Source organism: Bacillus sp. FSL K6-2841 (genome assembly GCF_037976435.1).
In the GTDB taxonomy this organism is placed as follows: Bacteria; Bacillota; Bacilli; order Bacillales; family Bacillaceae; genus Bacillus; species Bacillus pumilus.
The window spans coordinates 2,972,181-2,998,606 of record NZ_CP150266.1 but is presented as its reverse complement, the minus strand read 5'-3'; the positions used below and the strand labels follow the sequence as shown (position 1 = coordinate 2,998,606).

31 protein-coding genes and 1 other RNA gene are annotated in these 26,426 nt (G+C 41.6%); 24 read left to right on the top strand and 8 right to left on the bottom strand.

Features of this window, described 5'->3' with window-relative positions; genetic code table 11:
• Positions 1-9: 9 nt before the first annotated feature.
• Complete coding sequence (locus tag MHH68_RS15445) at positions 10-474, bottom strand: GNAT family N-acetyltransferase (RefSeq protein WP_081106470.1); 465 nt, start codon at positions 472-474, stop codon at positions 10-12.
• A 15-nt stretch (positions 475-489) separates the two neighbouring features.
• Complete coding sequence (locus MHH68_RS15440; protein WP_061409650.1) at positions 490-954, bottom strand: hypothetical protein; 465 nt, start codon at positions 952-954, stop codon at positions 490-492.
• Between the two features lie 117 nt (positions 955-1,071).
• Between MHH68_RS15440 and MHH68_RS15435 the strand changes: the two genes are divergently transcribed.
• Entirely contained in the window at positions 1,072-1,704 is a 633-nt protein-coding gene (locus MHH68_RS15435) for an NAAT family transporter (protein WP_058013666.1), read from the top strand.
• Positions 1,705-1,759: 55 nt separating this feature from the next.
• Here MHH68_RS15435 and MHH68_RS15430 read toward each other — a convergent pair whose 3' ends face one another.
• Entirely contained in the window at positions 1,760-2,296 is a 537-nt protein-coding gene (locus MHH68_RS15430) for a GbsR/MarR family transcriptional regulator (protein ID WP_012011291.1), read from the bottom strand.
• A 269-nt stretch (positions 2,297-2,565) separates the two neighbouring features.
• On the opposite strand from MHH68_RS15430, the gene MHH68_RS15425 reads away from it, so the two are divergent.
• Genes MHH68_RS15425 through MHH68_RS15410 form a run of 4 tightly spaced genes read left to right on the top strand, consistent with a single transcriptional unit; the run spans position 2,566 to position 6,023 of the window.
• Complete coding sequence (locus tag MHH68_RS15425) at positions 2,566-3,714, top strand: betaine/proline/choline family ABC transporter ATP-binding protein (protein ID WP_003212926.1); 1,149 nt, start codon at positions 2,566-2,568, stop codon at positions 3,712-3,714.
• A 13-nt stretch (positions 3,715-3,727) separates the two neighbouring features.
• Entirely contained in the window at positions 3,728-4,381 is a 654-nt protein-coding gene (locus tag MHH68_RS15420; RefSeq protein ID WP_058013667.1) for an ABC transporter permease, read from the top strand.
• 13 nt (positions 4,382-4,394) lie between these two features.
• A complete protein-coding gene (locus MHH68_RS15415; protein ID WP_058013668.1) occupies positions 4,395-5,312 on the top strand; it encodes an osmoprotectant ABC transporter substrate-binding protein in 918 nt (305 codons plus the stop codon).
• A 21-nt stretch (positions 5,313-5,333) separates the two neighbouring features.
• A complete protein-coding gene (locus tag MHH68_RS15410) occupies positions 5,334-6,023 on the top strand; it encodes an ABC transporter permease (protein WP_044138966.1) in 690 nt (229 codons plus the stop codon).
• Positions 6,024-6,103: 80 nt separating this feature from the next.
• On the opposite strand, the gene MHH68_RS15405 is transcribed toward MHH68_RS15410, so the two are convergent.
• The 3 genes from MHH68_RS15405 to MHH68_RS15395 all read right to left on the bottom strand — a co-directional run bounded on the left by MHH68_RS15405 (position 6,104) and on the right by MHH68_RS15395 (position 7,440).
• Positions 6,104-6,424: a helix-turn-helix domain-containing protein gene (locus MHH68_RS15405; protein WP_339163918.1), complete on the bottom strand. Its 321-nt coding sequence runs from the start codon at positions 6,422-6,424 to the stop codon at positions 6,104-6,106.
• An 82-nt stretch (positions 6,425-6,506) separates the two neighbouring features.
• Positions 6,507-6,905, bottom strand: a complete 399-nt coding sequence (locus MHH68_RS15400; RefSeq protein ID WP_339163914.1) for a helix-turn-helix transcriptional regulator — start codon at positions 6,903-6,905, stop codon at positions 6,507-6,509.
• A gap of 130 nt (positions 6,906-7,035) precedes the next feature.
• A complete protein-coding gene (locus MHH68_RS15395; RefSeq protein ID WP_044138963.1) occupies positions 7,036-7,440 on the bottom strand; it encodes a helix-turn-helix transcriptional regulator in 405 nt (134 codons plus the stop codon).
• A 153-nt stretch (positions 7,441-7,593) separates the two neighbouring features.
• On the opposite strand from MHH68_RS15395, the gene MHH68_RS15390 reads away from it, so the two are divergent.
• From MHH68_RS15390 to MHH68_RS15355, 8 genes are all read left to right on the top strand, one after another.
• The gene (locus MHH68_RS15390) at positions 7,594-7,827 is read left to right on the top strand and encodes a helix-turn-helix transcriptional regulator (protein ID WP_099681964.1); all 234 of its coding nucleotides are present in this window, start codon (positions 7,594-7,596) and stop codon (positions 7,825-7,827) included.
• A gap of 26 nt (positions 7,828-7,853) precedes the next feature.
• Positions 7,854-8,144, top strand: a complete 291-nt coding sequence (locus MHH68_RS15385; protein WP_003213714.1) for an AbrB/MazE/SpoVT family DNA-binding domain-containing protein — start codon at positions 7,854-7,856, stop codon at positions 8,142-8,144.
• A 186-nt stretch (positions 8,145-8,330) separates the two neighbouring features.
• On the top strand, positions 8,331-8,564 hold the full coding sequence (gene secG / locus MHH68_RS15380) for a preprotein translocase subunit SecG (RefSeq protein ID WP_003212746.1): 234 nt from the start codon (positions 8,331-8,333) through the stop codon (positions 8,562-8,564).
• A gap of 124 nt (positions 8,565-8,688) precedes the next feature.
• Positions 8,689-9,435: a carboxylesterase gene (locus MHH68_RS15375; protein ID WP_058013671.1), complete on the top strand. Its 747-nt coding sequence runs from the start codon at positions 8,689-8,691 to the stop codon at positions 9,433-9,435.
• Positions 9,436-9,454: 19 nt separating this feature from the next.
• On the top strand, positions 9,455-11,797 hold the full coding sequence (gene rnr / locus MHH68_RS15370) for a ribonuclease R (protein WP_180310085.1): 2,343 nt from the start codon (positions 9,455-9,457) through the stop codon (positions 11,795-11,797).
• Positions 11,798-11,936: 139 nt separating this feature from the next.
• Positions 11,937-12,407, top strand: a complete 471-nt coding sequence (smpB, locus tag MHH68_RS15365) for an SsrA-binding protein SmpB (RefSeq protein ID WP_058013673.1) — start codon at positions 11,937-11,939, stop codon at positions 12,405-12,407.
• 174 nt (positions 12,408-12,581) lie between these two features.
• Positions 12,582-12,943, top strand: a transfer-messenger RNA (tmRNA) gene (ssrA, locus tag MHH68_RS15360).
• Positions 12,944-13,168: 225 nt separating this feature from the next.
• Positions 13,169-13,396: a hypothetical protein gene (locus MHH68_RS15355; protein ID WP_061409642.1), complete on the top strand. Its 228-nt coding sequence runs from the start codon at positions 13,169-13,171 to the stop codon at positions 13,394-13,396.
• Positions 13,397-13,723: 327 nt separating this feature from the next.
• On the opposite strand, the gene MHH68_RS15350 is transcribed toward MHH68_RS15355, so the two are convergent.
• On the bottom strand, positions 13,724-13,963 hold the full coding sequence (locus MHH68_RS15350; protein WP_339163906.1) for a hypothetical protein: 240 nt from the start codon (positions 13,961-13,963) through the stop codon (positions 13,724-13,726).
• A gap of 247 nt (positions 13,964-14,210) precedes the next feature.
• Here MHH68_RS15350 and MHH68_RS15345 point away from each other — a divergent pair, with 247 nt between their 5' ends.
• From MHH68_RS15345 to MHH68_RS15300, 10 genes are all read left to right on the top strand, one after another.
• Positions 14,211-15,803 (top strand): histidine kinase N-terminal 7TM domain-containing protein, encoded by a 1,593-nt coding sequence (locus tag MHH68_RS15345; protein ID WP_061409639.1) that lies wholly within the window; start codon positions 14,211-14,213, stop codon positions 15,801-15,803.
• Between the two features lie 279 nt (positions 15,804-16,082).
• Positions 16,083-16,538 (top strand): DUF6376 family protein, encoded by a 456-nt coding sequence (locus tag MHH68_RS15340; RefSeq protein ID WP_061409637.1) that lies wholly within the window; start codon positions 16,083-16,085, stop codon positions 16,536-16,538.
• Between the two features lie 100 nt (positions 16,539-16,638).
• Positions 16,639-16,944, top strand: a complete 306-nt coding sequence (locus tag MHH68_RS15335; protein ID WP_012011272.1) for a metal-sensing transcriptional repressor — start codon at positions 16,639-16,641, stop codon at positions 16,942-16,944.
• A 73-nt stretch (positions 16,945-17,017) separates the two neighbouring features.
• Positions 17,018-17,224, top strand: coding sequence for a copper chaperone CopZ (gene copZ / locus MHH68_RS15330; RefSeq protein WP_012011271.1), 207 nt, complete (start codon positions 17,018-17,020; stop codon positions 17,222-17,224).
• An 80-nt stretch (positions 17,225-17,304) separates the two neighbouring features.
• Entirely contained in the window at positions 17,305-19,740 is a 2,436-nt protein-coding gene (locus MHH68_RS15325) for a heavy metal translocating P-type ATPase (protein WP_339163902.1), read from the top strand.
• Entirely contained in the window at positions 19,737-19,871 is a 135-nt protein-coding gene (locus MHH68_RS15320; protein ID WP_257474600.1) for a hypothetical protein, read from the top strand. The genes MHH68_RS15325 and MHH68_RS15320 overlap by 4 nt, the downstream gene beginning before the upstream one ends.
• A gap of 176 nt (positions 19,872-20,047) precedes the next feature.
• Positions 20,048-21,325 (top strand): cation:dicarboxylase symporter family transporter, encoded by a 1,278-nt coding sequence (locus MHH68_RS15315; protein WP_003213370.1) that lies wholly within the window; start codon positions 20,048-20,050, stop codon positions 21,323-21,325.
• Between the two features lie 16 nt (positions 21,326-21,341).
• Entirely contained in the window at positions 21,342-22,787 is a 1,446-nt protein-coding gene (gene aspA / locus MHH68_RS15310) for an aspartate ammonia-lyase (RefSeq protein ID WP_339163899.1), read from the top strand.
• A 117-nt stretch (positions 22,788-22,904) separates the two neighbouring features.
• On the top strand, positions 22,905-24,221 hold the full coding sequence (locus tag MHH68_RS15305) for a sensor histidine kinase (RefSeq protein ID WP_339163897.1): 1,317 nt from the start codon (positions 22,905-22,907) through the stop codon (positions 24,219-24,221).
• Positions 24,218-25,150, top strand: coding sequence for a response regulator (locus tag MHH68_RS15300; protein ID WP_061409626.1), 933 nt, complete (start codon positions 24,218-24,220; stop codon positions 25,148-25,150). The genes MHH68_RS15305 and MHH68_RS15300 overlap by 4 nt, the downstream gene beginning before the upstream one ends.
• Before the next feature lie 16 nt (positions 25,151-25,166).
• On the opposite strand, the gene MHH68_RS15295 is transcribed toward MHH68_RS15300, so the two are convergent.
• A complete protein-coding gene (locus MHH68_RS15295; protein WP_180310093.1) occupies positions 25,167-25,775 on the bottom strand; it encodes a TetR/AcrR family transcriptional regulator in 609 nt (202 codons plus the stop codon).
• Positions 25,776-25,863: 88 nt separating this feature from the next.
• Here MHH68_RS15295 and MHH68_RS15290 point away from each other — a divergent pair, with 88 nt between their 5' ends.
• On the top strand, positions 25,864-26,412 hold the full coding sequence (locus MHH68_RS15290; RefSeq protein WP_061409622.1) for a hypothetical protein: 549 nt from the start codon (positions 25,864-25,866) through the stop codon (positions 26,410-26,412).
• The last annotated feature ends 14 nt before the right edge of the window (positions 26,413-26,426 follow it).

Here is a 26,426-nt window from a genome sequence, read left to right as displayed (position 1 = left end):
AACAAAAAGTCAGTCTGCTTGAAATGTGAGTGACAGCCGTACCATATCTATACACTGAATCCCGTTTTCATAAATTGGTTCATCATAATGCTTAAGGAAGAAATCTCGATCGATCGACGTTAGACGAAAACCGCATTTTTGATAAAGTGCGAGCTGCTGAATACTCGAGTTGCCTGTGCCGATTTCAATCGTATGAAAACCAGCGACTTTCGCTTCAGCGATTGCATGGCGGACCAGCTGCTTCCCAATTCCCCTTCCTTGCCATGACTCCTTCACAGCCACATTCATGATTTCCACTGTATGCTGAGAGAGCGATGTCAGTACGTAGACACCAATCACATCCTCTTCATGAAAGGCGGCATAACAAGAACCAGATTGTACATAAGCAAGAACCTTTTTCTTTGAAGGATCAGCTAATAGTAAAAGATCCATTGGCAGAGGTTGATCATGAGATAATCGCCGAATCTGTATCACATTTTTTCATCCTTTCTATTCTTTAATATACCCTTGTTTCACGCCCCAATCGTATTGGTCCTGTACCCACTGTGAGGGAGGATGATGAGTGACATTCGGGTCTTTTTTGACAGTTGGTTTCCTTGTAGACTGAGTGGTTTGCTTATTTGCTTGAGCAGTAGCTTTTGCTGCCGTCAGCTCTTTTTGAAGCTGGCCGACTTTTACCTCAAGCGCTTTACGCTGTTTGACCTCTTTTTCATAGGCTTTCTTTTCTTTTTTGAGCTTTTTTGTGACGGTGGCTATTTGCTTTTTTTGTTCATCATTTTTATGCTTCATATCTGTTTGATCTGATGTTAACTGCGAGAGCTTCAGATCGCTCGTTTTGCTTTCTTGCTGATGAGTTTTCTCTGCTTCTTCGATGGTCTGCTGCTGCCAAACAATCCAGCCACCTGAGGCTATAACTGCTACAGAAAGAAGAATGATCGTTATTGTTTTCTTCATGTGTGAACCCCTTTCTTTAAACCTCTATTATCATCGGTTAAAGATATACAGGTTTTAACATCATAAGGGAATATTCACATCAGAATGGCAGACACTATGAAAAAAGGAGGGTGTCTGTTGATTTCCTTTATGATTCATGTGGTCGTCTCATTATTTGCTGTATCAAACCCCATAGGAAACGTACCTCTTTTCATCACCTTAACAGAGGGCTATACAGAGAAAGAGCGCTCCCAGACAGCCAAAAAAGCCGTTGTGGTCTCTTTTATTATTTTGATCGCCTTTTTATTGGCAGGCAGGCTTATTTTCAAATTGTTTGGGATCGATATTCATGCACTCCGCATCGCTGGCGGTATTTTTATTTTTGGTATCGCTTACAATTTGCTGAATGCAAAAGAATCACACGTCCAAAATCCTCATTCGGAGGAGAAGGCAGAAAGCAAAGAGAAGGCAGATATCTCCGTTACGCCGCTCGCCATTCCGATCATCGCTGGTCCCGGTACAATCGCTACAGTCATGAGTTTAACCCCTGGAAGTCAAGGGATGCTCCACATGTTTTCGATTCTAATTGGCATTGTCATCGTTCTTGCTATGACGTATTATGCGTTTCATTATTCAAGTTTTATTATGCGAAAAATGGGGAAAACAGAGATGAATGTTGTGACGCGTTTGATGGGATTAATTCTGGCTGTAGTGGCAGTTGAAATGATCGGCGCAGGCTTAAAAGGGATGTTTCCGATGTTTATGTCATAAGTGTATATAAAAAAGCTGTTTTTTTCTACAAAGATGTAAAATAAAACAGCTTTTTTTAAGGTTTCGGCACATGCTTAAATACTTCTTCACTTTCAAAGAACTCAATTAAGCGGCTAATCCAATCATAGTAATCAAGACTTTCCTTGATTTCTGAAAGAAGCAGATTGATTTTATCCTCTGTTTCTTCTGGTAAATCTTCCTGTTCAAGCAGCTCTTGCAATTCCTTGCACGTTTTCTTATGTGCTTTACGGTTTTTACTGACAACACGTGTCCAATTGGCTGCAAACAATGAAATAAACGTTTGGTATTGATCTTGCTCAACGTCATAAAGATCTTTACGTATTCCTTTTTCATAAACCTTTTCCGCAATATTTAAATCGAGCATTTCTCGAACGACTTGACTCATCCTCGTTTTGCTCATGCCGGTCGCCTCTGATAGCTCTTCCAGCGTCATTGGTTTACGGTTCATGTGAATGATACCAAGCACTCTACCCACTGTAGAAGAAAGACCAAAGGCATTCATGTTCTCTGCAGCTTTTTCAATATAATGATCCTGTGCTTTTTGAATGGCGCCTAGCGCTTGCTTGTCCACTCCCCGCTTCATCCCTTCACGACTGACAATTTGTAACACAATATATCATATACCTGTTTGTTGATGAAAACAATAAATATTGAGTAATTGCTAGTAATTTGGAGGAAAAAGGAGAGATCTCTAGATATTACAGCGTTAACTGAAAATTTTATATAAATGTTGTGCAATACAAACACATCATAAACTTTTTATTTTATAAAGTTTGCACTATAATTAATAAGGTGTAAATTTTCTGAATATATAGATCCAACTAATTGGAGGTGTCTCATTTGCTGAAACTAGAGAATGTATCTAAGACGTATAAAGGCGGAAAAAAAGCTGTCAAAAATATTGATTTAGACATAGCAAAAGGAGAATTTATTTGTTTTATTGGACCGAGTGGCTGTGGTAAGACTACAACCATGAAGATGATCAACCGACTCATCGAACCTTCCTCAGGAAACATTTTTATAGAGGGAGAAAATATCATGAAAAAAGATCCAGTTCAATTAAGAAGAGAAATCGGTTATGTGATTCAGCAAATTGGACTGTTCCCCCATATGACCATCGCGCAAAACATCTCACTTGTGCCGAAGCTGTTAAAATGGCCGGAAGAAAAACGGAAAGAACGAGCACGTGAACTGCTGAAGCTCGTCGACATGGGCCCGGAATTTTTAGAGCGCTATCCTCATGAACTTAGTGGAGGACAGCAGCAGCGTATCGGAGTTCTTCGCGCACTAGCAGCAGAACCCCCTCTGATCCTCATGGACGAACCATTTGGTGCACTTGATCCAATTACACGAGATACACTGCAGGAAGAATTTAAGAAGCTGCAAAAAACGTTAAATAAAACCATCGTATTCGTCACACATGACATGGATGAAGCAATTAAACTGGCTGACCGAATTGTGATTTTAAAAGATGGAGAGATTGTTCAAGTAGGCACACCAGAAGATATTTTACGTAACCCAGCCAACGAGTTCGTAGAAGAATTCATCGGAAAAGAACGCCTGCTTCAGTCAAATCCGAATATGGAACGTGTAGAACAAATGATGAACACGTCACCAGTTACCATTACAGTCGAACAAACGTTGACTGATGCCATCTACATCATGAGAGAAAAGCGGGTCGATTCCTTGCTTGTAGTAGATGAACATGATGTGTTAAAAGGCTATATCGATATTGAAACTATTGATGCGAACCGCAGAAAAGCGGCTTTCGTTGGTGAGATCTTAAATACAGAGTTCTATACTGTACAAGAAGGCGCACTTCTCAGAGACACCGTTCGGAAAATCTTAATACGCGGTATTAAATATGTACCAGTTGTCGATGCCAAAGGGCATTTAAAAGGCATTGTGACACGGGCAAGTCTTGTAGATGTTGTGTACGACTCCATTTGGGGAGACGATACGCCAGCGTCTGCCATTGAAATGAACTAAGGGAGGTGGACACATGGATCAAATCATCGATTTTCTAGAGAAAAATGGTGGGGAACTCCTCACAAAAATGTGGGAGCATTTATATATTTCCTTAATTGCTGTCGTGCTAGGAATTATCGTTGCCGTTCCTTTAGGCGTCGTTCTCACACGAATGAAACGAGGCGCAGGTTTTGTCATCGGTGTCGTAAATATCTTTCAAACACTCCCTAGTTTAGCGATTCTTGCATTTTTTATTCCTATTTTGGGAGTTGGGAAAATACCTGCAATCGTTGCTCTCTTTTTCTATTCGGTATTGCCTATTTTGAGAAATACGTATGCTGGCGTCCAAGGGGTGAACAAAAACCTTCTTGAATCCGGTAAAGGGATCGGCATGACGACATGGGAGCAAATTCGACTTGTGGAACTTCCGCTTGCTGTACCGATCATTATGGCAGGTGTCCGTACGTCAACGATTTATTTAATTGGCTGGACAACACTTGCTGCTTTTATTGGTGGAGGCGGTCTTGGTGACTACATTTTGATTGGACTTCAGCTATACCAGCCGGAATACATTATTGCAGGTGCCATCCCAGTCACTATTTTAGCGGTCATCATCGACTTTACATTGATGAAGCTGGAGAAAAAAGTAACACCAGAAGCCTTAAAAGGATTGAAGGAAGTTTCATAAGGAGTTGACTTATGTGAAGAATCGAAAAACAAAATGGATCAGTGCACTGCTTGCCGGTTGCTTGTTATTGATAAGCGGCTGTTCACTTCCTGGACTAGCCGGCTCCTCAGGCAATACGCTGCGGGTGGGAGCACAAAACTTTACCGAATCAGAAATAATGGCCTATATGGTGAGCGAGATCATCGAACATTACACAGATAAAAAGACAACCATTGTGAAAAACCTAGGCTCCAATACCGTACAGCAGAAAGCAATGGAAAATGGAGATATCGACATTTCTGCGACAAGATATACAGGGACAGATTTGACGAGTACGCTTGGAATGGATGCGGAAAAAGATCCGGAGCGTGCAATGGAAATCGTTCAAAAAGAATTTAAGAAACGCTATGATTACAAATGGTTTGATTCCTATGGCTTTGATAATACGTATGCCTTTGCCGTGACGCAAAAGATGGCGAAGGAAAACAAGTTAGAAACGGTCTCTGACTTGAAAAAGAATGCGAAGAATTACCGGTTCGGTGTCGATAATATTTGGCTTAAAAAGAAAGGCGACGGTTATGAAGGATTCGTGAAAACATACGGAATTGAATTTGGAAGCACGTATCCAATGCAGATTGGTTTAGTCTACGATGCATTAAAAAATGAAAAAATGGATATTGTGCTTGCCTATTCAACAGATGGACGAATCAAAGCCTATGACCTCAAAATTTTAAAAGATGATAAGCGGTTTTTCCCGCCATATGACGCATCGCCTGTTGTCCCGGAAAAAGTCTTAAAAGAGAATCCAGGGCTAGATAAGGTGATCAACAGACTGATCGGAAAAATCGATACAGAGCAAATGCAAGAGCTGAACTATCAAGTCGACGGGGAGCTTCAAGAACCAGCCACCGTTGCGAAGAATTTCCTGAAAAAGAACAATTACTTTGAGTAAGTTGGGGAGGTGTCACGTCTGATGGACACACTGCAGCAATTATGGACGTATTATCAGCAGAACGGTTCATATGTGTTAGAAGAATTTTATCGGCATTTTCTCATGTCAGCGTATGGGGTGCTGTTTGCGGCAATAGTCGGAATTCCAGTAGGCATCTTTGTGGCGCATTACCGTAAGCTAAGCAATTGGATATTCGCCATTACCAACGTCATTCAAACCATACCGGCGTTGGCGATGCTTTCCGTGTTAATGCTTGTGTTAGGACTTGGCGCCAATACAGTCATCTTATCACTCTTTCTGTATTCGCTTCTGCCGATCATCCGCAACACGTATACAGGGATTGTCAGCATTGAACATGCTTATTTAGAATCGGGTAAAGCGATGGGCATGACGAAATGGCAAGTGCTGAGAATGGTTGAATTACCGCTTGCTTTATCGGTCATTATGGCTGGTTTAAGAACGGCACTGGTCATCGCCATCGGCATTACAGCGATTGGGACATTTGTTGGTGCAGGAGGTCTAGGTGATATCATCATCAGAGGATCAAACGCCACAAATGGAACAGCCATCATTTTAGCAGGTGCTATTCCAACTGCACTCATGGCCATTATCGCTGACCTAGTCATGGGCTGGCTCGAACGCTATTTAAGCCCAACGAACAAGAAAAAAGAAAGAAAAGCATTAGCTGAAAAAAACATGACATCTGCTTAAGTGGTTGAAATGACAAAACCTCCCTTACGTCTGTAAGGGAGGTTTTTTTATGATGATCAGGCAGTTCACATGCGGGGATTTTATGATTCAAGCGTGATCCATTCAGTAGACCACTTCGAAATTTCCTCAAAAACGGGTGCAAGGGAACGCCCCATATCAGTTAAAGAATACTCAATACGCACGGGTGTTTCAGCAAAAACCTCCCGTTTTACAATGCCTGTTGCTTCTAGCTCTTTTAATCTCTCAGATAATACTCTTCCGCTTAAATTTGTCAGAGCGGCCTCAATTTCACTAAAACGCTGCGGACCTGAGAGAAGCTGAAAAACAATCAGTGCAACCCAGCGTTTACTCAATAACTCAACTGCTTTTTCAAACCGCGGGCACATATCAGATTGATTCATCTTTCTTCACTCCAATCTGAACCCATTATACCGTAAATTTGTCATAAATCAGCTCAAAAAGCTTGTCAATGATCAAAACATTCTATGACGAACGGCTGTTTATTATAAATAACAGATAGCGGTTAAGATCCTCTATTTCTTTTTTCGAAAGAGTTGACCAAATGTCTCCATCAAATAGTTCGAGATCACCAAGTTCGTATTGCGCTGCGGCTTCCTTTATTTTGGATAGTGCCATTTCCTCTTCCTTCAACTGATGGACAGAAAAGACTTCCTCAATATAGCCCGCAGCCTGCATCATTTCCTCATAGGGAACCTTTAATGCACCGGCTAGTTTTTTTATCGTAGGAGGCTTCGGAATGCCGCGTTTCCCATTTTCAATACGAGAAATACCAGCAGCACTGACCTCTGAATACATCGCTAATTGGTTCACTGACAGCTTCTTTTCCTCACGTAATGCTCTTAAATATGCACCAAATTTCATTAAGGCAAAACCTCACATGGTTATAGATTAGATATATCTATTTTACTTGATTTGTTGACTATTGGCAACAAGTATACCATGAAAATATTGACATTAGTTAATAGTGAATGTATCTTAAGGTTATGCCCCGCTATTTGTTCGTCTTTTTTTGGTTGATGAGCGTGAGAAAGTATTCATTCAGCTGGCTGATGTCTTGTGCGGATAGCCTTTCCCATAGGTCACCGTCAAAAATGGGAAGATGTTCTACATCCTTTTGAAGCGCCGTTTGATAGATTTTCAACACGGATTCATATTTTGGTTTCATTTCATGAACTTGTTCCTGTTCAATATGACCGGCAAGCAGCATTAAATCCTCATAAGGCACCTTCAAAGCGTGTGCTAATTTTTTTATGGTTAAAGGCTTCGGCACACCACGCTTTCCATTTTCAATACGAGAAATACCAGCAGCGCTTACACCTGAATACATGGCGAGTTGATTGACAGACATTTTTCTATTTTCTCTTAAAATGCGTAATTGTTCACCAAAGTGATTCATGACATCGAACCTCACATTTCAGTATATGACTTATTTTAGTATGATCATTGACCAAAGGAAATAGCAGAGGGGTAAAAGTGTTGACTTAAGTTAATAGATCTGGTTCATATGAGCACCTACACGTTGTACATATTGATTCCATAGGAGGTTGTAATGATGGTCGAAAAGATTCAGATCAGGCGGACTTTTGTCATGCAGTATATGATCGAAAACGATATGTCTTTAAATCAGCTCGCTGATGAAATTGGCATTTCTCCTGCTACACTTAGCAGGGTATTAAATGGTCACCGGAAACCAGGCCAGCTTGTCATTGGCAAAATGATTCATTACTTTGATAAAAAATTTGAAGATCTATTTTACTATGAAAATGTTGACAAAAGTCAATGAATGAAATGATCAAGGAGGCAATGTCGTTGAAAAGAACTGGGATGGTCAGACATATTGATTCACTAGGCAGAATTGTTCTGCCTTCAGAAATGCGCAAGGTGCTCAATATTAAAGAAGAGCAGCTGTTAGAAATTTTCATTGAAGATCAAACCATCATGCTGAAAAAATATGATGCTGATAAGAGCTGCCTGTTAACTGGACAAGTGACGAAGTATAACAAAAGCTATGGAAATGGGAAAGTGATGCTGAGTCCTGAAGGAGCTGAACGTTTGTTAGTAGAATTAAAACAGCTATTGAAAGAAGAAGCAACCCGTTAAAAACGTGTTTTTAACCGAAAATTGCATATGAAAAATGCTGCATACTACTCTTTGGAATGAAATTGAATCAAAATAACGAATAAAGTCGAGAATATAGAGGGAATCTTTATTTTGATGTTTCGTGACATGCACCTTGTTTTCATGTAAAATAAAGTTATGTGTACCAGTTTGTCTGGAGGTGTTTTCATGCACGCATTTGTTATTACATTACTCGTAATTGTCAGTATCGCACTTATCATCGTTGTATTGTTACAATCTAGTAAAAGTGCTGGACTGTCAGGCGCTATTTCAGGTGGAGCCGAGCAGCTTTTCGGTAAGCAAAAAGCGAGAGGTCTTGACTTGATACTTCACCGTTTAACGGTTATTTTGTCAGTGCTTTTCTTCATTTTAACACTTGCATTGGCATATTTAGGCGTGTAAAGCGCGAGTAACAGAAGGTCTGATCTTTTTTCAGACCTTTTTTTATTATCAGCACTCTTTAGTGTTTGTTTCATACATACAAGTGGAAAATATAAACCATATCAGAAGGAAAGGAAGTCACATCATGAAAGTTGTTACACCAAAACCATTTACGTTTAAAGGTGGAGAAAAGGCAGTGCTTCTTCTTCACGGTTTTACTGGGAATACAGCCGATGTTCGAATGCTGGGCCGTTATTTGAACGAAAGAGGGTATACGTGTCATGCACCACAATATAAAGGACACGGTGTGCCGCCAGAAGAGCTTGTCCATTTTGGACCGGATGACTGGTGGAAGGATGTACAAGAAGGCTATCAATTCTTAAAGGATGAAGGCTATGAGGAAATCGCGGTTTGCGGCCTATCCCTCGGAGGAGTTTTTTCATTGAAATTAGGTTACACTGTACCTGTAAAGGGAATTGTACCTATGTGTGCACCTATGTACATAAAAAGTGAAGAAGTCATGTACCAGGGTGTACTAGAATATGCCCGTAACTATAAGAAATTCGAGGGTAAGACAGAGGACCAAATTGAACAGGAAATGGAAGAGTTCAAGAAAACGCCAATGGATACACTTAAGAGCCTGCAAGAACTCATTGCAGATGTTAGAAACAATGTCGACATGATTTATTCACCTACTTTTGTTGTTCAGGCACGTCACGATCATATGATTAATACAGACAGTGCGAATATCATTTACAACGAAGTAGAGACAGATCAAAAGCATTTGACATGGTATGAAGAATCAGGCCATGCGATCACGCTTGATAAAGAGCGCGAGAAGGTTCATCAGGATGTATATGCATTCCTAGAATCACTTGATTGGTCAATTTAAATATATAGGGGGTTAGAGTGTGCAAAAAGAAGAATTTATGAATGAACTACTCGCTTTTATGAAAGATGAAGCGTATAAACCGTTAACCGTTCAAGAGCTGGAAGTGATGATGGAGATTACCAATCCAGATGATTATAAAGAGCTCGTCAAAGCGCTTGTGATTCTGGAAGATCAAGGACTCATCGTTCGCACGCGCAGCGATCGCTACGGTGTACCAGAAAAAATGAACTTGGTAAAAGGAAAGCTGTCTGCTCATGCAAAAGGCTTTGCATTTGTGACACCAGAAGAGTTTGGACAGGATGATATTTTCATTCCGCCTAATGAGCTAGGCACAGCGATGAATGGTGATACGGTCATGGTTCGTGTCAGCCACAAATCAAACGGCACAAAAAAAGAAGGAACGGTCATCCGAATTCTGGAGCGTAATACTCAGACGGTTGTCGGTACCTACACAGAAACGAAAAGCTTTGGCTTTGTCATTCCTGATGATAAAAAAATCACAACCGATATCTTCATTCCGAAATCCGCTAAAAATGGAGCGGTCGAAGGGCATAAAGTGGTCGTGACGCTGACTAGCTACCCAGAAGGAAGAATGAGTGCAGAGGGCGAAGTGACTGAAATCCTCGGTCATAAAAATGACCCTGGCATTGATATACTATCAATCATTCATAAACACGGCCTGCCAGGGGAGTTCCCAGAAGAAGCGCTCCAGCAGGCAGTAGACACACCTGAAACGATTGATGAAAAAGACCTCGAAGGCAGGCGAGATCTGCGCAACGAAACGATTGTCACCATTGACGGAGCAGATGCGAAGGACTTAGATGATGCCGTTACGGTGCAAAAGCTGGATGATGGCAAATATAAGCTAGGGGTGCATATTGCAGATGTCTCTCATTATGTCACTGAGAACTCCCCGATTGATCAGGAAGCTTATGAGCGTGGAACGAGTGTGTATCTCGTAGACCGTGTCATTCCGATGATCCCGCACCGCCTGTCAAACGGTATTTGCTCATTGAATCCGAAGGTCGATCGTCTCACACTGTCTTGTGAAATGGTCATTGATCGAAATGGGAAGGTTGTCAAACACGAGATTTTCCAAAGTGTGATCAAAACGACGGAAAGAATGACCTATACTGATGTGAATAAGATTTTAGTCGATCAAGACGAAGAGCTTATAGACAAATACGAGCCGCTTGTCCCAATGTTCCAAGAGATGGAGAAGCTTGCAGAGATCCTTCGTGAAAAACGGATGGAGCGCGGGGCAGTAGACTTTGACTTCAAGGAAGCAAAAGTGCTTGTAGATGATGAAGGCGCAGCAAAAGACGTTGTCGTTCGCGAGCGTTCAGTCGCAGAGAAATTAATTGAAGAATTCATGCTTGTTGCTAACGAAACAGTTGCAGAGCATTTCCACTGGTTGAATGTACCTTTCATCTATCGAATTCACGAAGAACCAAATCCTGAAAAGCTTCAGCGCTTTTTAGAGTTCGTGACAACGTTTGGTTACATTGTGAAAGGAACGTCGACAAACATCCACCCGCGTGCACTTCAAAGTGTACTTGATGCTGTGAGGGATCAACCAGAAGAAGTTGTGATACAAACCGTGATGCTTCGTTCGATGAAACAGGCGAAATATGATCCGGAAAGCATCGGCCATTTTGGTTTATCAACGGAATTCTATACACATTTCACATCACCGATCCGCCGTTATCCGGATTTAATCGTGCATAGACTGATTAGAACCTATTTGATTCAGAAAAAGACAGACGAAGCAACCCTAGAAAAGTGGGGCCAGCTGCTTCCTGAAATTGCAGATCATGCGTCTACAATGGAGCGCCGCTCAGTTGATGCAGAACGTGAAACAGATGATCTCAAGAAGGCAGAATTTATGCTTGATAAAATCGGTGAAGAATTTGATGGCATGATTAGTTCCGTGACGAACTTCGGACTATTCGTTGAACTGCCGAATACAATTGAAGGCCTTGTCCATGTCAGCTATATGACAGACGACTACTATCGCTTTGATGAGCAGCACTTTGCCATGATCGGTGAACGCACAGGAAATGTCTACCGTATCGGTGATGAAATCACAGTCAAAGTGGTGAATGTCAATAAAGATGAGCACTCGATTGATTTTGAAATCGTCGGCATGAAAGGCACCCGCCGAAAATCGCCAAAAGATTTTAAGTTTAAAAAACGAACAGATTCACCAGCGAAAAAAGGGCGCGGAGGTCAAAATGCCTCTGGTGATAAAGCCAAAGAGGATAAAGGCGGAAGTGACTGGTTCACAGGCCGTAAAAAGAAGAAAAAGAAAAAACGTGTATTTGATAACGCGCCAAAACAAAAGCGTAAAAAGAAAAAGTAACGTGACAAAAAGCAAATAGGGCATCACGCTCTATTTGCTTTTTGACCACATAGCGTCATCATTGTCGAAAGCTGGATTGTTTGATAAAATAATCCGTACGATTTGGACCGTGTTTGTGTCAAAAGGAGGGTGTACGCCAATGCCAAAGGGAGAGGGAAAGGTTGTTTCCCAAAACAAAAAAGCAAATCATGACTATTTTATAGAAGAAACATATGAAGCCGGCCTTGTGTTACAAGGAACTGAAATCAAATCGATTCGTGCAGGAAAAGTGAATTTAAAAGATTCCTTTGCCAAAATCGAGCGGGGAGAAGTGTTTCTTCATAACATGCACGTGAGCCCATACGAGCAGGGGAACCGTTATAACCATGATCCGCTGAGAACGAGAAAGCTGCTGCTTCATCGCAAGCAAATCAGCAAATTGATTGGTGTGACAAAGGAAGAAGGCTACTCACTCGTACCGCTGAAACTCTATTTAAAAAATGGTTTCGCCAAAGTGTTGATCGGAATTGGTAAAGGGAAAAAGAAATACGATAAACGTGAAGATCTAAAGAAAAAAGATGCAAAACGCGAAATCGACCGTGCCTTCCGTGATCGTCAAAAGCAATTCTAGCCTGATGCAGATGGCTTGCTGAGAGCGGAAGCATTATGCTACAATATGTTATGCAGTAAACAATCACCGCTTTTCTTACAGAAACCACCAGTTGTTTCAAGCGATGAGATTGTTATAATAGTTATATACGGAAGCAGTTAAGCTGAACTTCCATCCCGTATATCCCTTTTACAAGGGGACGTTACGGATTCGACAGGGGCGGTTCGAGCTTGAGCTGCGAGCCGAGAGGCGATCTCGTTAACACGCACTAAATGTAACTGGCAAAACTAAAAGTTTTAACCAAAACTTAGCACTAGCTGCCTAATAAGCGCAGCGAGCTCTTCCTGACATCGCCTATGTGTCTGTGAGGAGCCCAATGAAGTAGGCTACGCTTACGTTTTCGTCTGAGGACGTAAGAAGAGATCCATCAGACTAGCTCTCCAAGCGCCCGTCAGCAGGCATGCGGATGAGTGAACACCAAATATGTTGACTACGCTCGTAGACGCTTAAGTAATCGATGTCTCTGGACGTGGGTTCGACTCCCACCGTCTCCATCAAAACTTTTAGAATGCAGTCGTATCAAGGGTTTGAAAGCCCTTGGTACGGGACTGGCAACATTTTGGCAACATGGTGTTCTAAACGATTGGTTAACACAAAAGGATTTTATTAAAAACTTTAAGAATAAAAAAGACGCTATTTTAAGCGTCTTTTTTTTATTCCGTAGTATTATAACCTAAATTATTATTCGGGGTATCAATGAGAACTTAGCATTTGCTAAAGAGGTGTTTGCTTCTTCCTTTGGGGTTAAAGAAGTTGAAGCTGCTAAAAAGAAAAAATCATCAGGTATAAAGGTTGGTGTATCTGTTAGGTTTGCAGGTGCAGTTTTCAATGCTGTAATTGGTTTTGCTGTCGCAATTGCTCTAAATTATTTGGATATTGGAACCCAAATTGCTAAACAATTGGATAAAAGAGATAAGCGCCCTAATAATGGTTGGGTGGATATTTATTAGGAGGAATTTTGTGAAGAATATAATGAAGTATGCTGTTATGATTCTGTTTATCAGCGTATTTTTCTATTATTACAATATGTTTGTACCTAAAAATTTTCTGTACATTATCATCGCATTTCCTATTTGTCTTATTGCTATTAACATTATTGATAAGTTTTTTACTAATAAGCGATGATGGAAATAATCAAGCTCCATGCTTGCTTATTTTGGTTATTCCAAAGAATATAACTCTATTGACCAGGTACACTTAGCTTTGACCTTTGTTGTATATTTGGCTTTACTTTTTAATTTATAAAATATTAATCTAGGTTCAATTTTTTATAGTTTTCAAGAATGTTTCCTCAAAGAAGACTGCACCAATCGAAAAAATAAAGGACAAACCACAATCACTGCCATCATCATCAACAAACCATTCGATACAATTTTCACAAAAGTTGTTTGAACCACATATACTGCAATCAGCAGTAAATAACTCACCAAAAATATCAATCCAGATGCTCTCTTCTCAAAAGGCTTCTCCAAAAGAATCAGCATAAACAGCCCCACCATTATAAGCAAAAAAGTCATATACCTTGCAAGCCTCCTCTTCATTGATTTCCCAATCCCCACATTGTACAGATATTTCTCCGAACGCAACATATCTCTCCCTCAAATTAAGCAAAAAGTAGCGGAAATATAAGGTCTCTTGGAGAAAAGTCGACCGAAACTTTACAAAAAACCCCCAACCAATTCAAAATCACATCTTCCCATTTGTGACTTCCTCATATATAGTAAGATTAGACTAGTTCTAAATAACTGAAATTGGGGCGTTTACATGGATTCGATTGTTTTACATTTTATTGTGATCATGAGTGTTTCTGGCATTCTGTCCGTGATATTATCAATCATTGCTCATGCGAACCGCTACCGGTATATTGGCTGTCAATTGTTTATGTACATGTCTGGAGCAACTGCGATTTATATCTTTGGGCACACGTTTGAATTATTGGCAAGTACACCTAGGGAGATTATGTTCTGGGTTTGTTTTCAATACATAGGTCTTCCGTTCATCGCGCCATTCAGTCTGATGATTGTGCTGCAATTTACGGGATTCCATCAATATTTCACAAAGCGCCGCGTGCTTCTCATCTTACTGATTCCAACTCTCACCACCATTATGGTGTTCACCAACTCTTTTCATTCACTCTTTTATCGAAGCATTACGATGAATCCAGTAGACGGATTTTTATTGGCTGACTTTACGATTGGCTATTGGTATATCATTCATGGCGTCTATACATTTGGCTGTTCGATGCTCGCTATTTTTATGCTGGTTTGGTTTTTGCGTGTCACAAAAAAGGAATATTTAAAGCAGATCCTTATTTTGCTAGTGGGCATGTTACTGCCAATTACGACATCTTTTATCTATTTATTAGGTGTGACACCTCTTCATATTGACCCGGTCCCTGTGGTGATGTTTTTAACCAATGCGCTCTACTTATGGGCGATTATGTCGTTCCAGCTCTTTAAGCTCTCTCCCATTGCGATGGAGCGTGTGTTTGAGCATATGTCTGAAGGGGTTCTCATTTTAGATCGATACCGAACACTCATCGATTACAACCCCGCTGCTGCATCGATCATTCCAGCCCTTTCTAATAAAAAGGGGATTGGTTTTAAAATAGACGATATATTCTCAGGGATCATCAAAGATACTGACTTCATTCAATGGCTGCGTTCTCCGCAGGATCATTCGCAATATGATCTAATGTTGAAAAAGGAAAAAGATCATTCCAGCTATTATCACTTGACCGCATCGTCCCTATTTAATAGAAGAGGAGAGATTGAGGGCAGGCAAATTGTGATCAGTGATGTAACAGAGCAGCGTTTATTGCAGGAAGAGCTGGAGCGCCGTGCATATATTGATGGATTGACGAATATCTTCAATCGGTCTTCATTCATTGAACGAACGCAGATGATCCTAGAAGAGGATGCGCAGGATACGGCTGTTATGCTGTTTGATATTGATTTCTTTAAACAAATTAATGACACGCACGGACATCATATTGGTGACGAGGCACTGCGTCATGTTGTCACCATTTGTCAGCAGCATTTACAAATGGACGATTTATTCGGACGATATGGCGGAGAAGAGTTTGCTATTTGTCTGCCGCATCATTCTTTTGAAGAGGCATGTCATATTGCGGAGCGAATTAGACATTCGTTTGAGATGAGTTTCTTTGAGAATGATGAGGAAAAAGTGCGAGTGACAGCGAGCTTTGGAATTGCTCACACAGCTTATGATCCAAATGTATTAGAAACTCTTCTATTTGAAGCGGACCAAGCCTTGTATATGTCAAAACGCCAAGGACGCAACCGGATTTATGCGTCAACTGGAGCAGACTATATGCTTTATGAAGAGAAGAATTGACATGCCGCTAGCTTCTCATTGACGGTTGTCCTGACATTCGATATGATAAACATAACATTTGAACGGTTTCCTAAAAGGGGAGTAGCTTTTACGGTTTGGTCGTCATTACAGAAACATCCGTTGTTTCTCGGCCATTCCGGCATGAACAATGTTAGCCAGACCTTTGCCTATCACACATGAGGCAAAGGTCTGGCTATTTTTAAGGTCTTTTTAAGTCTGTGTGATAGGGAAGCAGAACAAATGATGCGTTTAATCCCACAGATGAAAGGATGATCGATCTTGAAAAAATATGCGATAGCTTTCCTATTTTCCGGAACACTTGTATTAAGCGGGTGCTCCAGCTTACTTGATCAAGTCAACGATACAACGACATATGTCACTGAGGCCAATGACTATGTCACAGACATTCAGCAATTTACAGAGGACTTTCCAAAACTTGCTGAAGAAGCTGTGAAAAACGCTGCCAAAAAAGCAGAATTAACCAAGCAGTTAGAATCATTGAAGGCAGACATTCAGGCATTTAATGAAGTCAAAGCACCCCAAATAGCAGAAGACCTGCATGCACAGATCATTGAAAAAAATAAGGTGCTGTCAGAGGAAATTCAAACGTATTTACAGCAATTGAAGGCAGATAACATCGACGTTGCCGCCATGCTTGAGGACCAGCAAGGGTTGATCAAGCAGCTTCAGCAGTCCGTGAATCTATTGCAGGACATTGAACAATTAACAAACTAAAGCAAACACTATAAAGTGAATTCAGCATATCTTTGCCTTTTCCGGTGGAGATATGCTTTAATTTAAGGAAAGACAAGTCATAATGGAAAAAGGTGATCACATGACAGAACATGAAGAAAGACATATGGCTTCGCCTAGAGCCGAGAAGGAAAAAGATCAATTGATTAATCGGCTGAAACGAGTGGAAGGACAAGTGCGCGGAATTCAGCAAATGATTGAAAACGATCGTTACTGTATAGATGTTGTCAATCAAATCTCCGCAGTCAATGCGGCTTTGAAAAAGGTCAGCCTTCATTTGATGGAAAAGCATACACATCACTGCGTAGCGGATGCGATTAAGAGCGGCAATGGAGATGAAGCCATTGAAGAGCTAATGACGGTTTTTACGAAACTGACAAAATCGTAGCATTTATATGTTTACAATGATACCCTACTAGGGTATAGTAAGTGTAGAAAATGATTGATGGAGGCGATGAGAAGTGGAACAAGCAACACTTCAAGTGCAGGGCATGTCTTGCGGACATTGCGTGAAAGCAGTCGAAGGAAATGTAGGAGAACTAGCAGGTGTTGAATCTGTGAAAGTCCATTTAGACAAAGGAGAGGTGGAAGTTTCATTTCACCCAGATCAAGTCACGTTGCACCGTATCTCTGATGTAATTGAAGAACAGGGATATGATGTCGTATAAATGAACATACGTGCTGCATAACAGCACGTATTTTTTTCAAAATATAATACCCCCATGGTGTATATGGAGAGGTGAGGTCAATGAAGAAGGAAATCGACTTTCAAATTACGGGGATGACCTGTGCTGCCTGTGCAGGACGAATCGAAAAGGGATTGAACAGGCTGGAAGGTGTGGATGATGCCAATGTGAATTTGGCGCTGGAAACATCTCATATTGTGTATGAAGCAGAACAACTCACACCAGATGATCTCAAGCAAAAAATTCAATCCCTCGGCTACGATGTGGTGATGGAGCAAGCGGAATTTGATATAGAGGGAATGACGTGTGCAGCGTGTGCCAACCGAATCGAGAAAAAAATCAATCGGATGGATGGTGTTGATCACGGATCTGTGAACTTTGCGCTGGAGACCCTTCAGGTCACATATCACCCAGGGCAAACGTCTACAAGTGATATAAAGGAAGCGGTTCAGTCTATTGGGTATTCTTTAATTGAACCAGCTGTAGATGATGCAGAGGAAGGAAAGAAAGATCATCGCCAAGCAGCAATAGAGAAGCAGACGGCACGCTTTTTATTTTCAATGATTCTGTCACTGCCGCTTCTTTGGGCAATGGTCAGTCATTTTTCTTTCACGTCTTTTATTTGGCTCCCTGAAGCGTTCATGAATCCTTGGGTTCAGCTGGCGTTAGCAGCGCCCGTTCAGTTCATTGTTGGCTGGCCCTTCTATGTAGGTGCGTATAAAGCGTTACGTAATAAAAGTGCCAACATGGATGTTCTTGTCGCACTTGGGACATCAGCTGCGTTTTTCTATAGTTTATATGAAAGCATTCAGTCAGCGGTTCAAGGTACACATGAGGCAGCCCTCTATTACGAAACAAGTGCTGTACTCATTACGTTGATCGTTCTCGGAAAATTAATGGAAGCAAGAGCAAAAGGGAGATCATCAGAAGCGATTCAAAAGCTGATAGGTCTACAAGCGAAAGAAGCGGTCATCGAGCGAGATGGGAAAGAGATGACAGTCTCTATTTCCGAAGTGAAAGTGAATGATCTTGTGTTTGTCAAACCGGGAGAGAAAGTGCCGGTAGATGGAGAAATTGTGGAGGGAACAACCGCAATTGATGAGTCCATGATTACGGGCGAAAGTCTGCCTGTTGATAAAACGGCTGGTGATGCGGTCATCGGGGCAACCATCAATAAAAATGGGTTTGTGAAAGTGAAAGCGACAAAGGTTGGGAAAGAGACCGCCCTTTCACAGATTATTAAAGTCGTAGAACAAGCACAGGGCTCAAAAGCACCGATTCAAAGGATGGCAGATCAAATTTCAGGGATATTCGTTCCCATTGTTGTAGGAATTGCAGTGCTCACCTTCCTGATCTGGTTTTTCTTTGTTGATCCAGGAAATGTGACAGCAGCACTTGAAACCTTTATAGCGGTCATCGTCATCGCATGTCCGTGTGCGCTTGGCCTTGCTACACCAACCTCAATTATGGCTGGGAGCGGCCGTGCAGCTGAATCAGGCATTCTGTTTAAAGGCGGTGAGCATTTAGAAGTGACTCAATCACTCGACACGGTGGTGTTAGATAAAACAGGAACTGTGACAAAAGGGGAACCGAGTCTGACAGATGTGCAGGCATATGCTAATTGGACAGAAAATGTTTTGCTTCAGTTAGTAGGATCAGCTGAACAGCAGTCGGAACACCCGCTTGCTAGAGCCATCACAGATGGAATGAAGGAACAAGGTCTTGAAGCGGTCGAGATTGAAGCCTTCCAAGCTGACCCAGGTCATGGGATTGAAGCAAAGGCAGCAGGACACAAGCTTTTGGTTGGAACGCGTAAGCTATTACAGAAACACCAAATCCCATATGATCAAGTCGAAGCATCCGTCACAACACTGGAGCAGCAGGGAAAAACGGCTATGCTTGTCGCAATTGACGGCGAATTCGCTGGTATTGTTGCGGTCGCAGATACGATCAAATCATCCTCCCCTCAAGCAATCAAGCGTCTGAAGGAGCAAGGGATTCACGTCGTGATGATGACAGGTGATAACAAGATGACAGCAGAGGCAATTGCGAAACAGGCGGGCATTGATCATGTCATTGCTGAAGTCCTGCCTGAGGAAAAGGCTGCTCACATTGCGGCGCTTCAGGAACAAGGAAAGAAAGTCGCCATGGTCGGAGATGGTATTAATGATGCCCCAGCTCTTGCGACAGCGAATATTGGGATGGCAGTTGGAACTGGGACAGATGTCGCCATGGAAGCAGCAGATATCACACTCATGACAGGAGACCTCCATGCCATTGCTGATGCGCTTGTATTTAGTCAAAAAACGATGAGAAACATCAAGCAAAATCTATTTTGGGCGCTTGCTTATAATTGTATTGGGATACCGATAGCAGCTTTAGGACTTCTTGCGCCATGGCTTGCAGGAGCAGCAATGGCCTTTAGCTCCGTGTCGGTTGTATTGAATGCGCTCAGATTGCAGCGATTGAAACCGGTGAGAGAGGGAGTGGCACAATGAAACTGAATGTCAAATGGATTTGGACGATTAGTGCATTGTTCTATGTTGCTCTTGTCCTCATTGGATATGCGATGTACGATCAATTTTATCCACAACAAGATACACCAAGTGAACAAATGCAAAATCATTAGGACTTCGCCCAAAAGCGAAGTCTTTTTTTAACAATTTTGTGGAAAAACCCACCTTTTAAAAGATTTTTCATAAAAAATTCACTTCTTTTTGTTCCTTTTTGTCGTTTTTTGTAGGTTCATCGTTAAGATGCGATTAAGCAACAAAGAAAGCGTTATCAAAAAAAGGGGGTTCACGTATGAAAAAGTTAGGGTTAGCTTCTCAAATACTCATTGCACTTGTTCTGGGTGTTATCGTGGGAGCGCTGTTTTATCAAAATGAAACCGTTATTAATGTGTTAACGCCGATTGGCGATATATTCATCCATTTAATTAAAATGATCGTTCTGCCAATTGTTATTGCTGCGTTGATTGTAGCAGTGGCTGGAGTAGGGGATATGAAAACCATCGGAAGACTCGGTGGGAAAACGATTCTTTACTTCGAAATTGTGACAACGATTGCATTAGCAGTAGGACTGCTTGCAGCAAACGTTTTCCATCCTGGTACAGGAATTGACATGAGCAACATGGAAAAGGGCGATATCTCTAAATATGAAGAGACATCGAAAGCTTCTTCCGAAAAAGCAAGTTTCTCTGAAACGATTGTGCATCTAGTGCCAACAAACGTTTTCCAATCCATTGCAGAAGGTGATCTATTACCAACGATCTTCTTTACCGTCTTATTCGGATTAGGAATTGCCGCAGTAGGAGACAAAGGGAAACCAGTGTTAGGGTTCTTTGAGGGGATACTCGAAGCCATGTTCTGGGTGACCAATAAAGTGATGAAGTTTGCACCATTTGGTGTATTCGCGCTCATCAGTGTGACGGTGATCAAATTCGGGGTCGGAGCGCTTCTCCCGCTAGGTAAACTGGTACTTGTCGTTTACGGCACAATGGCATTCTTCGTGATTGTCGTACTTGGCATTATCGCAAAATTAGCTGGAACAAGCGTCTTTACACTATTTAGAGTGCTAAAAGAAGAAATCATTCTTGCATTCTCAACAGCAAGTTCAGAAGCTGTACTGCCTAGACTAATGGATAAAATGGAGAAGTTCGGCTGCCCGAAAGCGATCACGTCGTTCGTTATCCCAACAGGCTACACCTTTAACTTAGATGGAAGTGCCATCTATCAATCCATTGCCGCCATATTTGTTGCACAAATGTACGGCATGCCACTTTCCATCTATGAGCAAATTACGTTACTATTAATCTTGATGCTGACATCAAAAGGAATGGCTGGTGTACCAGGTGCATCAATCGTTGTTGTTATCACAACACTTGGTGCAATGGGACTGCCGCTTGAAGGACTTGCCTTCATCGTTGGGATCGACCGTATTCTTGACATGGTTCGTACAACTGTTAACGTATTTGGTAACTCACTTGCAGCCATTGTCATGTCTAAGTGGGAAAAAGTTTTTGATCAAGAGAAATCGAAGAAGTATATTGAGGAATTAAAACAACAAACAAAAGCAGCGTAAAAGGAGATCTTTTCAAATGACGAAGCTACAGGACAAGCAAGTTCGAATCGAACGAGACTTTCTAGGTGAAAAGGAAGTAGACACTCAAGCGTATTATGGAATTCAAACATTACGTGCAGTAGAGAACTTTCCAATTACTGGCTACCATGTTCATGAGGAACTCATCAAAGCATTAGGGATTGTCAAAAAGGCAGCCGCACTTGCAAATATGGATACAAAGCGACTATATTCTGGTCTTGGAGAAAAAATTGTTCAAGCCGCAGACGAGGTTATTGAAGGAAAATGGAACAATCAATTTATTGTCGATCCAATTCAAGGCGGGGCTGGCACTTCAATGAATATGAATGCCAATGAAGTCATTGCAAACAGAGCGCTTGAACTACTAGGAAAGGAAAAAGGCGCTTATACTGAGCTAAGTCCAAACACGCATGTGAACATGTCGCAGTCAACAAACGACGTTTTCCCAACAGCGATTCATATTTCAACATTGAATATGATTGAAAAACTACTTTATACGATGGAAAACATGCATCAAGTCATGACAGAAAAAGCACAAGAATTTGATCATGTCATCAAAATGGGACGTACGCATCTTCAGGACGCTGTTCCAATCAGACTTGGTCAAGAGTTTAATGCTTATGCAAAGGTTCTTGCTCGTGATATTAAACGTATCAAGCAGTCTAGACAGCATTTATATGAAGTCAATATGGGAGCAACAGCAGTCGGAACTGGCTTGAATGCTGATCCTAAATATATTCGCCAGGTGGTTGGCTATCTATCTGATATTAGCGGATTACCTTTAGTTGGAGCAGAAGACTTAGTCGATGCTACGCAAAATACGGATGCTTATACAGAAGTATCAGCTGCACTGAAAGTATGTATGATGAATATGTCCAAAATGGCAAACGATATTCGCTTAATGGCATCAGGTCCAAGAGCAGGCTTTGGTGAGCTTCACTTGCCGCCGAGACAGCCAGGTTCATCTATCATGCCAGGGAAAGTTAACCCAGTGATGCCTGAGGTCATGAACCAAGTGGCATTCCAAGTCATCGGAAATGACCACACGATCTGTCTTGCATCAGAGGCTGGTCAGCTTGAGCTGAACGTGATGGAGCCGGTGCTTGTGTTCAACCTGCTTCAATCTCTCAGCATTATGAAGAATGTATTTGAGTCCTTCGTAGACAACTGCTTGCGTGACCTAAAAGCAGATGAATCTAGATTAAAAGAATATGTAGAAAAGAGTGCTGGTGTCATGACGGCGGTCAATCCGCATATTGGTTATGAAGCTGCTGCACGAATTGCAAGAGAAGCGATTCTTACAGGCGTATCTGTACGTGAGCTTTGTCTGCAAAATGATGTGTTATCAGTGGAAGAGCTTGATATTATCTTAAATCCTTTTGAAATGACGAAACCAGGTATTGCTGGCGCATCACTTTTAGAAAAGGATCGTTTAGAAGATTAAGCGGCATCATGAGAAGCGCACACCGACAAATGTTCGGTGTGCGTTTTTTCATGGACTGTTTGTTTTTCTGAAGCTCACATAGTATACTATCGTCAATTATTAGGGATGTGACTGCGCTTGAATCTACTAAAAAAATGGTTGAATACAGAGCCTTATTTGATTGTCATGCTCATTGTACTGACACCGATTGGCGGAGAGTTCAAATTTTATCCATTTGAGGACAGCTTTCGGGTCAGCTTTGGAACCGTTGTCTTTTTCTTTATCCTGCTTCAAATGAAAAAATTCCCGGCATGGGCAAGCGGTATCATTGCAGGGGTTTCTGTTTTTGTATTTCGCGTGCTTCTTGATACAGCCGTCACAGGTCATCTTCCGCTGGAAGAGGCGGTTTCATTAAGATTTCCTCCCCTGCTTTATTATGTCGTCTACGGAACGCTCTTTTATTTATTAAAGGTCAGACGTTTTCGCGATCAGCCTTGGCTGATTGGAGCGACAGGTATCATCATGGAGCTGTGTGCGAGCGTTGTTGAAATGATTGCACTTCGTGGTACCATCGATGAAATTTTAACGATGCGTACGCTGTTTCAACTTTTCGTTTTAGCTATTTTCAGAAGCTTTTTCGTGTTGGCTTGTTATACAATGATTCGTTTATATGAAGAGCAGGCGAGAGAGCGTCAGATGAAAAAGGAAAAGGAACATCTGCTCATGCTCCTGTCTAACCTTTATACGGAATCTACATACTTTCATAAAACACTTGCACATGCTGAACACATTACAGCGACATCCTACCAATTGTATCAATCCTTGCATCACGCAAAGGATGCGGATTCATTGGATTTGAAAAAGCTCGGAAAAACAGCCCTGCAAATCGCAGGAGAGGTGCATGAGATCAAAAAGGATAATCAGCGGATTTTTTCTGCCTTATCAAAGCTGATTCATGAAGAAAATTTTCAGGCTTATGCAAGTCCCGCGCATATTGCTGGGCTCGTGATTCGTATTCATGAAAATTACGCAGAATCTCTTAAAAAAAACATTGTCTTTCATTATGATGAAGATGGGCAGCATCCCGTCTATCATGTGTATACCATTCTATCTTTGTTAAATAATATCGTTTCCAATGCTGTCGAAGCCATTCCGGTGGATGGAGAGGTGTCACTCTCTATTTCCCAGAAAGAGAACCATGTGATCTTTCAAATTAGTGACAACGGGCCTGGCATTAAAGAGCGTAATCATCATGTGATTTTTAAACCCGGTTTTACTTTAAAATATGATCAGGCTGGAAATCCATCAAGCGGTATCGGGCTTTCCTATGTGAAGGATACAGCGGAGAAGCTTGGCGGAAGTGTTGAGATGAAGAGTATCCCAAATAAACAAACGATTTTCACGTTAACGATACCAATGGATCAAGTCAGTAGAAAAGAGGGGATTGGGAGATGAGATTTTTTATTGTGGATGACGATGAAGCCGTGCGTTCTTCACTGGCTCAGCTCATTGAAGATGAAGAGCTTGGCATTGTCGCAGGGGAAGCAGAGGATGGCGCAGAGTTAACAGCAAGCTACTTAAATGATTTGCACATTGATATCTTATGTATTGATCTATTGATGCCGGAAAGAGATGGTCTTGAAACGATTCGAGCCATTAAGGATGAGTTTCATGGGAAATACTTAATGCTGTCACAGGTAGAAACAAAGGAATTAATCGGCCAGGCGTATACGCTTGGTGTCGAGTATTATGTGACAAAGCCAATCAATCGTGTAGAGGTGTTAAGTGTGCTCCACCTCATGATTGAGCGGCTTCATTTGGAGCATTCAATTGAAAATATTCAGCACTCACTCAAATCTGTCATGCAGTTTCAGCAGCGAGGTCAGACCAAAACGAAGCAGCGTGGGAAAACTCTTGCAGAGGCAGGTCAGTTCTTGCTGGCAGAGCTTGGGATTGTGGGAGAAAAGGGGTCTAAAGATTTATTAGATATGATCCTCTTCACAGATCAGTATTTAGCGCTGCATACTGAACATCATGATTCCTTTCCTTCTTTAAAGGTCATTTTCAATGGTGTCACGGAGGATAAATTAAATGAGCCTTACACATCTGCAGACATTGCAAGAGAAGCGAAGGCAGCGGAACAGCGGGTGAGGCGTGCAATCAACCAATCCTTGAAACACATCGCATCACTTGGGTTAACTGATTTTTCTCATCCGACTTTTGAAAATTACGCTTCTAAATTCTTTGATTTCACCATCGTGCGAAAGAAAATGAGTGAATTAACAAAAGAGACGAACGGTAGAGAAGAACATACCCGTATCAATGTGAAGAAATTTGTGCAGGTGCTCTACTACGAAGCAAAACGTATTTTTATGGAAGATTAAAAAAAGGCATGCTCCCTCATGAGGGAGACATGTCTTTTTTGGTGATGGATTGCAGGTGCATCTGCAGCACGGAGCGTATGAGCTGAGGCGGTAAACGATGAGGCTGCAAGATTCCATTCAATGCAAGCCCATTGATGACCGCATAAAGGCGCTCAGTTTCGACTAAAAGATCGATATGATCGAGCAAAAGCCCATCTTCTTTTAATTTCATTAAACAATATTGGGTCATTTGGAAAAGCTCGTCATACATCTTTGCATTGAGCGGCTGTAAATCAGGTTCAGTCATCGACTTGACTGTAAAAGCCTGCCACACCTCCATTTCAAATCTTCGTTCTTCATCAAGTGGAAGAACCTGCTCCAATAACGCGAGAACATTTTCTTCCGTTGAACCTTTCAGCTGAAGTGCTGTCAACCGCTCTTTGACCCTTTCCTGAATCAATGTCATAGAGAAAAGAAATAGCTCCTGCTGTGTGGAGAAATAATGACGCATAGAGCCCGCTGAAATGCCAGCTTCTACCGCTACTTTTCGGACAGAAGCGTTTTCCAATCCATCTTGTTTAATCACTCTCATGGCAGCTTGAGCGACTTTTTGTTTTTGTTTATGGTGATCGACGATTTTTGGCATACATTGATTTTAGCACAGCTATTGTTTTTTTAATACAGTTGTGTTATTTTTTATTTAATACAATTGTGTTAAAAAGGAGTGGGGAATATTGGTTGGGTTATTGATTGTCGCATGTGAAATTGGCTTTTGGCTGTTTATTCTGGTGGGGTTAACACTGCGTTATGTGTTTAAACAGAAAAAGTGGGGCGCCTTCTTTCTCATTTGTACACCGATTTTGGATCTCATTCTTCTGGCAGCGACGTATTTGGATTTAAGACAGGGGGCTGTGGCGAGTGTCATTCATGGGCTCGCGGCTGTTTATATTGGGGTGAGTCTCGCTTTTGGTCATCAAATGGTGAAATGGGCAGATGTCCGGTTTGCTTATCGATTTGCAGGAGGTCCGAGGCCAAAAGGAAAACCCAAGTACGGTAAAGAGCGTTCTGTATATGAACTGGTCGGCTGGACGCGGCATTTAATCTCTTATGTCATCGGAGCGGGACTGTTATATGGATTGACCTATCTCATCCAAGCACCAGAACGAACGGAAGCGTTGGTACAGCTTGTCAGTATGTGGGGGATGGTCTTAGCCATTGATTTCGTCATTAGCATCAGCTACGTCATTTGGCCGAAAAAACACCCAGAAAATATAGCAGGCTAACAAAAAAGACAGGC

Excerpts from the sequence above, each read along its gene's own strand:
- MHH68_RS15440 (WP_061409650.1), bottom strand. The coding sequence starts at position 954 with ATGAAGAAAACAATAACGATCATTCTTCTTTCTGTAGCAGTTATAGCC.
- MHH68_RS15420 (WP_058013667.1), top strand. The coding sequence starts at position 3,728 with ATGGATCAAATCATCGATTTTCTAGAGAAAAATGGTGGGGAACTCCTC.
- MHH68_RS15410 (WP_044138966.1), top strand. The coding sequence starts at position 5,334 with ATGGACACACTGCAGCAATTATGGACGTATTATCAGCAGAACGGTTCA.
- MHH68_RS15405 (WP_339163918.1), bottom strand. The coding sequence starts at position 6,424 with ATGAATCAATCTGATATGTGCCCGCGGTTTGAAAAAGCAGTTGAGTTA.
- MHH68_RS15400 (WP_339163914.1), bottom strand. The coding sequence starts at position 6,905 with ATGAAATTTGGTGCATATTTAAGAGCATTACGTGAGGAAAAGAAGCTG.
- MHH68_RS15395 (WP_044138963.1), bottom strand. The coding sequence starts at position 7,440 with ATGAATCACTTTGGTGAACAATTACGCATTTTAAGAGAAAATAGAAAA.
- MHH68_RS15390 (WP_099681964.1), top strand. The coding sequence starts at position 7,594 with ATGATGGTCGAAAAGATTCAGATCAGGCGGACTTTTGTCATGCAGTAT.
- secG (WP_003212746.1), top strand. The coding sequence starts at position 8,331 with ATGCACGCATTTGTTATTACATTACTCGTAATTGTCAGTATCGCACTT.
- MHH68_RS15375 (WP_058013671.1), top strand. The coding sequence starts at position 8,689 with ATGAAAGTTGTTACACCAAAACCATTTACGTTTAAAGGTGGAGAAAAG.
- smpB (WP_058013673.1), top strand. The coding sequence starts at position 11,937 with ATGCCAAAGGGAGAGGGAAAGGTTGTTTCCCAAAACAAAAAAGCAAAT.
- MHH68_RS15350 (WP_339163906.1), bottom strand. The coding sequence starts at position 13,963 with ATGACTTTTTTGCTTATAATGGTGGGGCTGTTTATGCTGATTCTTTTG.
- MHH68_RS15345 (WP_061409639.1), top strand. The coding sequence starts at position 14,211 with ATGGATTCGATTGTTTTACATTTTATTGTGATCATGAGTGTTTCTGGC.
- MHH68_RS15335 (WP_012011272.1), top strand. The coding sequence starts at position 16,639 with ATGACAGAACATGAAGAAAGACATATGGCTTCGCCTAGAGCCGAGAAG.
- MHH68_RS15325 (WP_339163902.1), top strand. The coding sequence starts at position 17,305 with ATGAAGAAGGAAATCGACTTTCAAATTACGGGGATGACCTGTGCTGCC.
- MHH68_RS15320 (WP_257474600.1), top strand. The coding sequence starts at position 19,737 with ATGAAACTGAATGTCAAATGGATTTGGACGATTAGTGCATTGTTCTAT.
- MHH68_RS15315 (WP_003213370.1), top strand. The coding sequence starts at position 20,048 with ATGAAAAAGTTAGGGTTAGCTTCTCAAATACTCATTGCACTTGTTCTG.
- aspA (WP_339163899.1), top strand. The coding sequence starts at position 21,342 with ATGACGAAGCTACAGGACAAGCAAGTTCGAATCGAACGAGACTTTCTA.
- MHH68_RS15300 (WP_061409626.1), top strand. The coding sequence starts at position 24,218 with ATGAGATTTTTTATTGTGGATGACGATGAAGCCGTGCGTTCTTCACTG.
- MHH68_RS15295 (WP_180310093.1), bottom strand. The coding sequence starts at position 25,775 with ATGCCAAAAATCGTCGATCACCATAAACAAAAACAAAAAGTCGCTCAA.